We start from the raw sequence: 12,304 nt of genomic DNA, 5'->3' as shown, positions 1-12,304 counted from the left end.
CGGGAATATTCACCCTCGCGTGTGGCTTATCTTGCCATCCAATATGTTGCAAATGCGTTAATCGTAGTTTGTGTTATCTTTAAATAAGCGATACCTATCGCCGTAAGGCGATGCAACACCGATGGTTTTTAGCCATCAGATCATTTTGCAGCCATGTCTGTGTGGCGTTCACTGACGTGTGTCCGCCGTGCAGGTTGCCTGCCGGGGAGAAATCATGTCATCTCAATCTTATCGTGATGCTTGTCTCGCTACCCTTAAGGTCCACAAGCAAACTTACCAATACTGGCGTTTACCGCTGGCGGCGCAGCGGCTGGGGAACCTTGATCGGCTACCCAAGTCGCTGAAGATTCTGCTGGAGAATTTGTTGCGCCATCTGGACGGCGACACGGTGCAGGAAGCCGATCTGCAGGCGCTGGCGGACTGGCAGCGCGACGGCCATGCGGACCGCGAGATTACCTTTCATCCCGCCAGAGTGCTGATGCAGGATTTTACCGGCGTACCGGCGGTGGTAGATCTGGCGGCGATGCGCGACGCGGTGCGACGGCTGGGCGGGCAGGTCAGCCGGGTGAATCCGCTGACGCCGGTGGATCTGGTCATCGACCATTCGGTCACGGTGGATCATTTCGGCGATGAACGCGCGCTGGTGGAAAACACCCGTCTGGAGATGTCCCGCAACCACGAGCGTTACGCCTTTCTGCGTTGGGGACAAAAAGCCTTCCGGCATTTTCGCGTGGTGCCGCCGGGCACCGGTATCTGTCATCAGGTCAATCTGGAGTATCTGGCGAAGGCGGTCTGGAGCCGCCAGCAAGACGATGTGCTGCTGGCTTACCCGGATACGCTGGTCGGCACCGATTCGCACACCACCATGATCAATGGGCTTGGCGTATTGGGCTGGGGCGTCGGCGGTATCGAGGCGGAAGCGGCGATGCTGGGCCAGCCGGTTTCGATGTTGATCCCCGATGTGGTCGGGGTGCGCTTGAGCGGCAAATTGCGCGAAGGCATCACCGCTACCGATTTGGTGCTGACGGTGACCCAGATGCTGCGCCAGCACGGCGTGGTGGGGAAATTTGTCGAATTTTTCGGTGACGGTCTGGATCATCTGCCGCTGGCGGATCGCGCCACGTTGGCCAACATGGCGCCGGAGTACGGTGCTACCTGCGGCTTTTTTCCGATCGACGACATCACGCTGGATTACCTGCGGCTGACCAACCGCGGCGACGAGCAGGTCGCGCTGGTGGAGGCGTATTGCCGCGAGCAGGGCTTATGGCGTCATCCAGGGGATGAGCCGCGTTTCAGCAGTGTGCTGGAACTGGATATGGCGAGTGTTGAAACCAGTCTGGCTGGCCCCAAACGGCCGCAGGACCGGGTGACGCTGGCCGAGGCGCCCCGTGCGTTCAAAGCCAGTCGGGAACTGGAATTGACGACGGAAAACCGGGCGACCGCCACATCGGCGGCGCAGGAAAAAGACCCGCCGACGCGGCTGACGCACGGCGCGGTGGTGATTGCCGCCATCACCTCCTGTACCAATACCTCGAACCCCAGCGTGCTGATTGCGGCGGGATTGCTGGCGCGGAATGCCGTTGCGCGCGGGTTGAAGGTTAAACCCTGGGTGAAAACCTCGCTGGCGCCCGGTTCCCGGGTGGTGTCGGACTATCTGGAACTGGCCGGGCTGACCGAACCGCTGGCGCAACTGGGCTTTCATCTGGTGGGATACGGTTGCACCACCTGCATCGGCAATTCCGGGCCGTTGCCGGAAGCCATCGAAAGCGCTATTCGTGAGGAAGACCTGACCGTGGCGGCGGTGCTGTCCGGCAACCGTAACTTTGAAGGGCGCATTCATCCGCTGGTGAAAACCAACTGGCTGGCCTCGCCGCCGCTGGTGGTGGCCTACGCGCTGGCCGGGAATATGTCTCTGGACCTGACCTGTGAGTCGCTGGGTGAGGACGCGCAGGGGCAGCCGGTTTATCTGCGTGATATCTGGCCGTCTGCCGACGCGGTGGCGGATACGGTACAGACGGTCAGCGCCGGGCTGTTCAGCAAAGCCTATGCGTCGGTGTTTGATGGCACACCCGAATGGCAGGCGATCGAGGTAGGCGAGGATCCGACCTACCACTGGCCGGCGGACTCCACCTACATTCGGCGCACGCCGTTCTTCGACGATATGCAGAAAATGCCCGCGCCGGTGCAGGATATTCGCGGTGCGCACATTCTGGCGATGCTGGGCGATTCGGTCACCACCGATCATATCTCGCCCGCAGGCAATATCCGGCCTGACAGCCCGGCCGGGCGTTATCTGCAAGATCAGGGCGTCGCGCCGCCGGCGTTTAACGCTTACGGCGCGCGGCGCGGCAACCATGAGGTGATGATGCGCGGCACCTTTGCCAATGTGCGCATTCGCAACGATATGGTGCCGGGTAAAGAGGGCGGTTTCACCCGGCATGTGCCGTCGCAGGAGGTGACAACGATCTATGACGCGGCGGTACGCTACCGCGAGCAGCACATACCGCTGGCGGTGATCGCCGGGAAGGAGTATGGCTCGGGTTCCAGCCGCGACTGGGCAGCCAAAGGCCCGCGTCTGCTGGGCGTGCGGGTGGTGATTGCCGAGTCATTTGAGCGCATTCACCGCTCTAACCTGATTGGAATGGGGATTTTACCGCTGGAGTTTCTGAATGGCGAAAGCCGCAAAACGCTGCACCTGACCGGCGACGAGCGGCTTGAGGTCCTTGATCTGGCAGCCCTGACGCCGGGAGCGACGGTAGCGGTGACGATCACCCGACCGGATGGCGAATCCCGGATTATTCAGACCCGCTGCCGTATCGATACCGCCACCGAACTGACCTATTTCCGCCATGACGGCATTCTGCACTATGTTATTCGGCGTATGCTTGGTGATGCGCCGCATGCCTGATGCCCGAACGGTTACCTTACTTTCTGCCTGCCATCAGCCCCCACTCTGGGGGCTGATTTTTTGCCATTGTGGCGGTGCTGCGGGAATTGTGCATTGCGCACTTGTACTGACCGTCCGGATGAAGTATTAGTGTTTCATGGCTTAATGCCATGATTCATAACATAAAATTATCACACCCCAAATAATTCAGGTTGCAGGATAAAACGCTCGCGTGTTGAACAGCGCAACGTATTGGCCCTTCAGGACAACGTGCATGACGAGCCTTGTAACGCGGCGATGCGGCATCCCCGGACGTTGACGACAGCAGTGAGCGGGGCAGCGAGCGGCGTTGTGTGCGGCTTACCGCGGCCCCGACGAGGCGGGTCATCACGCCAATGCACCTGCAACCGGAAGTATGGCGGGATAGAGGAGCAAGGAATGACAATAGACAAGGGTTGGCTGGCATCAATACTGGGTGTATTGAGCCTTACTGCGGTTTCGGTGCAGGCGGCGGCGGTGCCTGCCGGTGTGCAACTGGCGGATAAACAGGAACTGGTGCGCGCCAACGGTTCCGAACCGGCGTCGCTGGACCCGCATAAAGTGGAAAGCGACGTAGAAGGTAACCTTATCCACGATTTTTTCGAAAAACTGGTGTCGGTGCGCGATGACGGCACCGTGATGCCGGGTCTGGCGGATCGCTGGGAAAATAAAGATAACCAGGTCTGGACCTTCCATCTGCGTCCGGGGCTGAAATGGTCGGACGGCAGCCCGATCACCGCCGATGACGTGGTGTTCAGCTGGCAGCGTCTGGTGGATCCCAAAACATTGTCGCCGTACCAAACATATGTCAGCAGTATGCATGTGCTGAACGCCGCCGACATCATCGACGGTAAAAAGAGCCCGCAGGAACTGGGCATCAAGGCGCTGGACAAACAGACCGTACAGGTAACGTTGGATCAGCCGCTGTCCTATTTCCTGCCGATGGTGGATCACTATGTGATGATCACCGTCCCTAAAGCGGCGATTGAGAAATTCGGCGACAAGTGGACCCAGACCGCCAATTTTGTCGGCAGCGGCCCGTTTATTCCCTCCGAGTGGGTGGTTAACGAGCGCATCACCGCCAAGCGTAACCCCAATTATTGGGATAATGCCCACACCGTGCTGAACAAGGTGACGTATCTGGTGATTGTCTCTAACACCGCCGAAGTGAACCGCTATAAAGCCGGGGAAGTGGACGCGACTTACACTATGCCCAATCAGTTGTTTAAATCGCTGAAAGAAGAATTGCCGAATGAAGTGAAAGTCACGCCTTATCTCTCAACTTACCTCTACCGCTTCAATACTCAGAAACCGCCGTTCAACGACGCACGAGTCAGACGCGCGCTGGATCTGGCGCTGGATAAGAGCGTGATTGCCGACAAGGTGCTGGGGCAAGGCCAGGTGCCGGCTTATAACTATGTGCCGCGCGGTATGGCCGGCTATACCAGCAATCAGCCGGAATGGGCCGGTTGGACGCAGCAGCAGCGCAATGCCGAAGCGAAAAAGCTGCTGAAGGAAGCGGGCTACGACGAAAGCCATCCGCTGAAATTCCAGTTGCTGTACAACACCTCCGAATCGCACCAGAAGATCGCCATCGCCGCCGCGTCAATGTGGAAGCAGAATCTCGGCGCGGAAGCCACCTTGTTGAATCAGGAATGGAAAACGCTGCTGGATACCTCTCGTACCGGCAACTTCGAGGTGGTGAGAAGCTCTTGGGGCGCCGACTATAACGAGCCGACGACCTATTTCGATACCCTGCGCGCCAACGACAGCAACAACACCGGCAAATTCAATGATAAAGCCTATGATGAGGTGCTGGATAAAGCGGTGAAAGCGTCGTCGCTGGATGACCGCAGCACACTCTACCATCAGGCGGAGACTATTCTGCAACAGCAGATGCCGCTGATCCCGATTTACTACTACGTGCGCAGTCAGATGGTGAAGCCGTATGTGGGCGGGTTCCAACCCGATTTGAAAGGGGATTACTACAGTAAGGACATTTACATTATCAAGCATTGATGATGACACGCCAGGCGGGCGACCGCCTGGCGAGATGGCACTGATTTGGTGATGATACTTATTCGGTGTCCAGCAGGTGGCCCATCTTGGCCGCTTTGGTCGCCAGATAATGCTCGTTTTTCGGGTTGCGGCCGACAATCAGCGGCACGCGCTCCACGATGTTGATGCCCGCTTCGCTCAGGATCGTCACCTTTTTTGGGTTGTTGGTGAGCAGGCGCACCGCTTCCACGTTCAACAGCTTGAACATGTCGGCGCACAGCGTGAAGTCGCGCTCGTCAGCGGCAAAGCCCAGTTGATGGTTGGCTTCCACTGTGTCGGCGCCCTGATCCTGCAAGGCATAAGCCCGGATCTTGTTCAACAGCCCGATGTTGCGCCCTTCCTGACGGTGATACAGCAGTACGCCGCGTCCTTCTTCGGCAATGTGATTCAGGGCAGCTTCCAGTTGAAAACCGCAATCACAACGCAGGCTAAACAGTGCATCACCGGTCAAACATTCAGAGTGTACTCTGGCCAGTACTGGTTCGGGACTGGAAATATCGCCATAAACCAACGCCAGGTGATCGCGCCCGGTCGCTGTTTCCTCGAATCCTACCATCAGGAAATCGCCCCACGGGGTGGGTAGTTTGGCTTCCGCCACCCGTTTTAGCTGCATGTTAATCTCCAACGCATAAATGATGAATTCCCGTTCCTCACCGGAAGAGAATTACGTATCGACGCCACCGGGCTATAACCCCGGCAGCGAGGTGGTCAGCCGTTCGCTGACCGGTGGCTGAATGATTCGGGATAATCGTGGTGTCGTTGACATAACTGACAAGTATTTTACGTCATACTGACAACTGATGTCCCCTTTTTTGATAAAATTGTGAAAATTTTGTTCTAATATCCTGCTGAATTATAGGGAGAAATAATGCACGACCTGGTCAGACGCATTCTGATTGGCACAATATCATTGATGGTGTTGCCCGTATTGGTCTGGACGACGGGATGGCAGTGGCAGCCGACCGTGTCGGGGTGGTGGCTTAAGCCCTTGTTCTGGATGACGGAAACCGTGTCGGCGCCGTGGGGAATTCTGACCAGCGTGGTGCTGTCGGCCTGGTTTTTATGGCTGCTGCGCGTGCGTATTCGCCCGGCGTTGGTGCTGGTAACGATACTGCTCGCCAGCGTCGTGCTGGGGCAGGGCGTTAAATCGGTCATGAAAAACTGGACGCAGGAAGCCCGGCCGTTCGTGGTCTGGCTGGAACAGGCGCACCAGGTGGATGACCGCTATTTTTATTCACTGCCGGCCAGCGCGCGCGCCAGCCTGTTGGAACAGCAACTGCAGCAGGAATCACAATTGCCGCCGTGGCAGCGTCAGCATTGGCAGGAACAGGCTGATTATTCCTTCCCGTCCGGTCATGCCATGTTTGCCGCCACCTGGGCGTTGCTGGCGGTAGGATTGCTGTGGACCCGACGCCATTATGTGACGGTGTTGTTAACCATCTTGTGGGCGAACAGCGTTATCGGCAGTCGTCTGGCGCTGGGGATGCACTGGCCGCAGGATTTGGCGACCGCCACCCTGATTAGCGCCGGGCTGGCGGTGGTTGCCGTGTGGCTGGCGCAGCGTTGGTGCGGTCCGTCGCTCGCCGCCGCTGTGCCGCAGACCGCAACCTATCATAAGCCTGCACGTCCGGACGCCTGACCGGTCAGGTTCGTCGAGCAGCAGGATGACGGTTGGTCTGGCATCCTGCTGCACATCGCTCGCCGTTATCCGTTTTTCCCTCCGCTATTCCCGTTAGCGTTTCCCCTCCGATGAGGAAATGTTAAGTTAATAGGGTTCACTGCCGAAATTTGGCATAATTCATCCGTTTAAGGCGATATCACAGGAAGCGAACGTGAAATATATGCTGATTTTTTTTCTGGTGCTGGCGGTATTCATCGTATCGATCACGCTGGGAGCGCATAACGATCAGGTTATTACCTTCAACTATCTGCTGGCGCAGGGGGAATACCGGTTGTCGACGTTGCTGGCGACGCTATTTGCCGCCGGTTTTGCACTCGGCTGGGTGATCTGCGGCCTGTTTTATCTGCGCCTGCGCATTGCGCTGGGGCGCGAACAACGTAAAATCAAACGTCTTGAGCAGCAACTGCCTGCCCCGGAGAGCGCCAGCAGTGCCTCCTCCGCTGAGTCAGCTACCCACTAAGGATCGCTTCCATGCTAGAACTGCTGTTTCTGTTGCTGCCGGTTGCCGCCGCCTATGGCTGGTATATGGGGCGCAGAAGTGCACAGCAGGACAAACAGGACGAAACCAACCGCCTGTCGCGCGAATACGTCACCGGGGTGAACTTTCTGTTGTCCAACCAGCAGGATAAGGCCGTCGAGCTGTTCCTCGACATGCTCAAGGATGATAGCAACACCTTCGAAGCTCACCTGACCCTCGGCAATCTGTTCCGCTCGCGCGGCGAGGTGGATCGCGCCATCCGCATCCATCAGGCGCTGACCGAAAGCGCTTCCCTCAGTTTTGAACAGCGACTGCTGGCGGTGCAGCAACTGGGACGCGACTACATGGTTGCCGGGCTGTACGACCGCGCCGAAGAAATCTTCAAGCAACTGGTGGACGAAGAAGACTTTCGCGTCGGTGCGTTGCAGCAATTGCTGCAGATTCACCAGTTCACCAGCGACTGGCCGAACGCCATCGACACCGCCGAAAAACTGGTCAAACTGGGCAAAACGCAGTTGCGCAGCGAAATCGCCCATTTCTACTGCGAGCAATCGCTACAGGCGATGGGCAGCGATGATCTCGACAAGGCGATGGCGATGCTGAAAAAGGCCTCCGCCGCGGATAACCAATGCGCCCGCGTGTCTATCATGCTGGGGCGCATTTATATGGCGCAGCAAAATTATGCCCAGGCTGTGGCCGTGCTGCAGCAGGTCCTGGAGCAGGATACGGAGTTGGTCAGTGAAACGCTGCCAATGCTGCAAGAGTGCTATCGCCACTTGCAGCAGCCGGAAAGCTGGGCGGCGTTTCTGCGCCGCTGCGTTGAAGAGAAAAGCGGTTCCACCGCAGACCTGATGATGGCTGATGTGCTGGAACAGTATGAAAGTACCGAATCGGCTCAGACTTATGTCACCCGCCAGTTGCAGCGTCATCCCACCATGCGGGTGTTCCATCGGTTGATCGATTACCATCAGCGTGAAGCGGAAGATGGCCGCGCCAAGGAAAGCCTGCTGGTGCTGCGCAACATGGTTGGCGAGCAGATTCAGGCCAAGCCGCGCTATCGCTGTCACAAATGCGGCTTCACTTCGCAGTCGCTCTACTGGCATTGCCCTTCCTGCCGGACCTGGGCCAGCGTGAAACCCATCCGGGGGCTGGACGGGGAATAGACTCCCCGGCGTGCGTCATGGTTTGTTGTCTGGTCTATTAGTTACAACATACTAATAAGCCTGCCGGCCGGCGCGTCAGGTCAGGCTATCGCGCGGTTTGGCATTTACCGGCAGGGGCGGGTAGAATGCGCGGCGGAAATGATTTAACTCACTCATGCTTAACGACGGGATCATACCAGTGAACGGCTCAAACACCTCTTCGAATACCACGGTTACAGGTTCTCCGATTATTGTTGCGCTGGATTACGCCGATCAGCGTGCGGCCTATGATTTTGTCGATCGCATCGACCCGAAAGACTGCCGATTGAAGGTCGGCAAAGAGATGTTCACGCTGTTTGGGCCGCAACTGGTCAAAGACCTGCAACAACGCGGCTTTGAGGTGTTTCTCGATCTCAAGTTTCACGATATTCCCAACACCACGGCCAGAGCCGTGGCCGCCGCCGCGGAGCTGGGGGTGTGGATGGTCAATGTGCACGCCAGCGGCGGCGCACGTATGATGACGGCGGCGCGTGACGCGCTGACGCCGTTTGGCAATGACGCGCCGTTGCTGATTGCGGTGACGGTGCTGACCAGTATGGATGAAGCGGATCTGCAGGGGCTGGGGATTACTCTATCGCCCGCGGAACAGGCGGAGAAACTGGCGCGGCTGACGCAACAATGCGGCCTGGATGGCGTGGTGTGCTCCGCCCATGAAGCCGTGCGGTTGAAGCAGGCCTGCGGCGCGGATTTCCGACTGGTGACGCCGGGAATTCGCCCGGCGGGCAGCGATGCGGGCGATCAGCGCCGTATTATGACGCCGCAGCAGGCGCAGCAGGCCGGGGTGGATTACATGGTGATTGGTCGTCCGATTACGCAGTCTGCCGAGCCGGCTCAGACGCTGAAAACTATTCTGGCTTCTCTGGGAGGCCAATGATGCGCGACGACAACAGCCGTCTGGTGTATTCCACCGAAACCGGGCGTATTGATGAACCCGCAGCAAAAGCGGCCCGTCCGAAAGGGGACGGTATTGTCCGGATTCAGCGTCAGACCAGCGGACGCAAGGGTAAGGGCGTGTGCCTGATTACCGGTATCGATCTGGATGACGCGGCGCTGGAAACGCTGGCGGCGGAATTGAAAAAGAAGTGTGGCTGCGGCGGCGCGCTGAAGGATGGCGTGATCGAAATCCAGGGCGACAAGCGCGATCAACTTAAACTGCTGCTGGAAGCCAAAGGCATGAAGGTCAAGCTGGCTGGGGGTTAAGTCATGATGCGCCGCGATAGGCAGGCTGAAGAGTGAAAACAGCACAGGCTCCCGCGGGAGCCTGTGCTGTTTTGTGGAGCGGGTTATTTGGTGGTCTGGTGACCGATGATGCCGCCCACCGCTGCGCCGCCAACGGTACCGAGCGTGCTGCCGTTGGTCAGCACCGCACCGCCGAGTGCGCCGATGCCGGCGCCGATAGCGGTATTACGCTGACGCTTGTTCATGCCCGCGCAGCCCGCCAATGTGCTCACTATCACCATAGCCAGCACGGCTGTTGTAAATTTTTTATTGATTTGCATAGTTATTCTCCAGTTGTTCACATTCCACGAGCCGCATAGCCGCGGGCATGGAAAATCTTGTCGTAACGCGAATTCAGCTCATGAAACCGCCGTTACCTGCTGTGTGTTACCTGGCTGCAAGTATAATTACCGGTTGGAGTCGTAACAGGTGAAAAACTCTTAATTCACAGTGCCCTGAAGGCGTTTGCCCACCTTTTGCTAAAAGCCCGTGTCGGCCCGATCCCTTTCCTGTAGTCCCAGCAGAACGCAGCCTGCTTTTCAGCCATTCAGCCCATACCTGCGCCGGTAACCGGACGTGAGAATAAAGCAAATCACACTGGAGGGCGGATGATGTTGGAAGAACTGAAAATTCAGGTGCTTGAAGCCAATCTGGCTTTGCCCCGGCATCAGTTGGTGACCTTCACCTGGGGGAATGTCAGCGCGGTGGACCGCGAGCGTGGTCTGATGGTGATTAAGCCTTCGGGCGTAGAGTACGACGTCATGACTGCGCAGGATATGGTGGTGGTGGAGCTGGAAACCGGACGGGTGGTGGAAGGTCAGCGCAAACCCTCGTCCGACACCGACACCCACCGTGTGCTGTATCTGGCTTTCGCATCGCTGGGCGGTATCGTCCATACCCATTCCCGGCACGCTACTATCTGGGCGCAGGCGGGGAAGGATTTACCGCCGTGGGGCACCACCCACGCCGATTATTTTTACGGCCCGATCCCCTGTACCCGGTTGATGACCGAAGCGGAAATCAACGGTCGCTACGAATGGGAAACCGGACAGGTAATTGTAGACACCTTCCGTGAGCGTGGCCTGTCCCCGCAGGATATCCCGGCGGTGCTGGTCAATGCGCACGGCCCGTTCGCCTGGGGAAGCGACGCGCATAACGCGGTGCATAACGCGGTGGTGCTGGAGGAGATCGCTTATATGGGGATTTTCTCGCGCCAGTTAACCCCGGCGCTGGAGCCGATGCAGGCGGCGTTGCTGGATAAACACTATCTACGCAAGCACGGTAAGAACGCGTACTACGGGCAGTGAGAATCTGAGCGTTCGTCGGCGCGCGGCGGCTGGCGAACGTAACGATATTTTCACCTCGTTTGATGAGGTTTGGTCTATTTCGTCCTCTTCGCTGCGATATAAATGAAATAATGATCTGTAAAAATAGAAACGTTGTTTTATTTATTTGCAGGCGATCACTTTTATCCCCTGACTAAACGACTACCTTCAGCAGTGAGAAGTGTATGGGCTGTGTCCCCCAGGAGTCGTTTTCTTCGTCGTCGCGCTGACGATGCATGTGCATGGATGTGGCGCAGCCCAGCCTTCGGGTGGGCTGAACGGGCGGTATCCGTCATGATGAGGATCATGACGGGTGGCGTCTGCATTGCTCATGGTTTCTGTCCCTTTTTCAGGCAATGAATCCTATGCATATCAAGCGTTCTATCGAAAAGATTCCGGGTGGCATGATGCTGGTGCCGTTGTTCCTCGGCGCGCTGTGCCATACCTTTGCGCCGGGGGCCGGCAAGTATTTCGGGTCCTTTACCAACGGGTTGATCAGCGGTACGGTGCCGATTCTGGCGGTGTGGTTCTTCTGTATGGGGGCGTCGATTCGACTGAGCGCCACCGGCACGGTGCTGCGTAAATCCGGCACGCTGGTCGTCACGAAAATTGCCGTGGCCTGGGTGGTCGCGGCGGTAGCCTCGCGCATTCTGCCGGAACACGGGGTGGAAGCGGGATTTTTTGCCGGGTTGTCCACGCTGGCCTTGGTGGCGGCGATGGACATGACCAACGGCGGGTTGTACGCCTCGATCATGCAACAGTACGGCACCAAAGAGGAGTCGGGCGCGTTCGTGCTGATGTCGCTGGAGTCCGGCCCGCTGATGACCATGGTGATCCTTGGCACCGCCGGCATTGCCTCGTTTGAACCGCATGTGTTTGTCGGCGCGGTGCTGCCGTTTCTGGTGGGGTTTGTGCTGGGGAATCTGGATCCGGAATTACGTGACTTTTTCAGCCGCGCGGTACAGACGCTGATCCCGTTCTTTGCCTTCGCGCTCGGCAATACCATCGATCTGAGCGTTATTGGTCAAACCGGGTTGTTGGGGGTATTGCTGGGCATTGCGGTGATTATTATTACCGGCATTCCGCTGATAGTGGCGGACAAAGTGCTGGGCGGCGGTGACGGTACCGCGGGCATCGCCGCGTCCAGCTCGGCGGGTGCGGCGGTAGCGACGCCGGTGCTGATTGCGGAAATGGTCCCGGCGTTTAAGCCGGTGGCGCCGGCCGCAACCACGCTGGTAGCGACGTCGGTGATTGTCACCTCCGTTCTGGTGCCGATTATCACCGCGATGTGGTCAAAACGCGTTAAAGGCGGCGATGGCACGGTGCCGAAGGAAGACGCGGCGGAAGATCAGGCGGAGCAACAGCAGGCGGCGCATCGTTAAATGCCGGGCACGCCTCCTCCGCAAAAGAGGAGGC

11 protein-coding genes are annotated in these 12,304 nt (G+C 58.0%); 9 read left to right on the top strand and 2 right to left on the bottom strand.

Going from position 1 to position 12,304, the window contains the following annotated elements; translation table 11 throughout:
- Nucleotides 1–214: 214 nt before the first annotated feature.
- Nucleotides 215–2,908, top strand: a complete 2,694-nt coding sequence (gene acnA, locus DXX3274_RS12985) for an aconitate hydratase AcnA (protein ID WP_042860112.1) — start codon at nucleotides 215–217, stop codon at nucleotides 2,906–2,908.
- Nucleotides 2,909–3,325: 417 nt separating this feature from the next.
- Nucleotides 3,326–4,945: an ABC transporter substrate-binding protein gene (locus DXX3274_RS12980; protein WP_042860111.1), complete on the top strand. Its 1,620-nt coding sequence runs from the start codon at nucleotides 3,326–3,328 to the stop codon at nucleotides 4,943–4,945.
- Between the two features lie 58 nt (nucleotides 4,946–5,003).
- Here DXX3274_RS12980 and ribA read toward each other — a convergent pair whose 3' ends face one another.
- Entirely contained in the window at nucleotides 5,004–5,597 is a 594-nt protein-coding gene (gene ribA / locus DXX3274_RS12975) for a GTP cyclohydrolase II (protein WP_038919406.1), read from the bottom strand.
- Between the two features lie 255 nt (nucleotides 5,598–5,852).
- Between ribA and pgpB the strand changes: the two genes are divergently transcribed.
- From pgpB to yciH, 5 genes are all read left to right on the top strand, one after another.
- Nucleotides 5,853–6,623: a phosphatidylglycerophosphatase B gene (gene pgpB, locus DXX3274_RS12970; RefSeq protein ID WP_042860110.1), complete on the top strand. Its 771-nt coding sequence runs from the start codon at nucleotides 5,853–5,855 to the stop codon at nucleotides 6,621–6,623.
- A gap of 193 nt (nucleotides 6,624–6,816) precedes the next feature.
- On the top strand, nucleotides 6,817–7,125 hold the full coding sequence (locus DXX3274_RS12965; protein WP_039694962.1) for a LapA family protein: 309 nt from the start codon (nucleotides 6,817–6,819) through the stop codon (nucleotides 7,123–7,125).
- A gap of 11 nt (nucleotides 7,126–7,136) precedes the next feature.
- Nucleotides 7,137–8,306, top strand: a complete 1,170-nt coding sequence (gene lapB, locus DXX3274_RS12960) for a lipopolysaccharide assembly protein LapB (RefSeq protein ID WP_038668281.1) — start codon at nucleotides 7,137–7,139, stop codon at nucleotides 8,304–8,306.
- A 154-nt stretch (nucleotides 8,307–8,460) separates the two neighbouring features.
- Nucleotides 8,461–9,219: an orotidine-5'-phosphate decarboxylase gene (gene pyrF, locus DXX3274_RS12955; RefSeq protein ID WP_050569875.1), complete on the top strand. Its 759-nt coding sequence runs from the start codon at nucleotides 8,461–8,463 to the stop codon at nucleotides 9,217–9,219.
- Entirely contained in the window at nucleotides 9,216–9,545 is a 330-nt protein-coding gene (gene yciH, locus DXX3274_RS12950; protein WP_193747031.1) for a stress response translation initiation inhibitor YciH, read from the top strand. Before pyrF ends, yciH begins: the two co-directional genes overlap by 4 nt.
- Nucleotides 9,546–9,628: 83 nt before the next feature.
- On the opposite strand, the gene osmB is transcribed toward yciH, so the two are convergent.
- The gene (gene osmB / locus DXX3274_RS12945) at nucleotides 9,629–9,844 is read right to left on the bottom strand and encodes an osmotically-inducible lipoprotein OsmB (RefSeq protein WP_042860108.1); all 216 of its coding nucleotides are present in this window, start codon (nucleotides 9,842–9,844) and stop codon (nucleotides 9,629–9,631) included.
- Between the two features lie 330 nt (nucleotides 9,845–10,174).
- Here osmB and araD point away from each other — a divergent pair, with 330 nt between their 5' ends.
- Together araD and kdgT are read left to right on the top strand one after the other, a co-directional pair.
- Nucleotides 10,175–10,870, top strand: coding sequence for an L-ribulose-5-phosphate 4-epimerase (araD, locus tag DXX3274_RS12940; RefSeq protein WP_042862107.1), 696 nt, complete (start codon nucleotides 10,175–10,177; stop codon nucleotides 10,868–10,870).
- Between the two features lie 383 nt (nucleotides 10,871–11,253).
- Nucleotides 11,254–12,270, top strand: a complete 1,017-nt coding sequence (gene kdgT / locus DXX3274_RS12935) for a 2-keto-3-deoxygluconate transporter (RefSeq protein WP_042860107.1) — start codon at nucleotides 11,254–11,256, stop codon at nucleotides 12,268–12,270.
- The last annotated feature ends 34 nt before the right edge of the window (nucleotides 12,271–12,304 follow it).

It is taken from the genome of Dickeya sp. NCPPB 3274, from assembly GCF_000406205.1.
GTDB lineage: Bacteria > Pseudomonadota > Gammaproteobacteria > Enterobacterales > Enterobacteriaceae > Dickeya > Dickeya fangzhongdai.
This window is presented reverse-complemented; position numbering and strand designations above follow the sequence as displayed.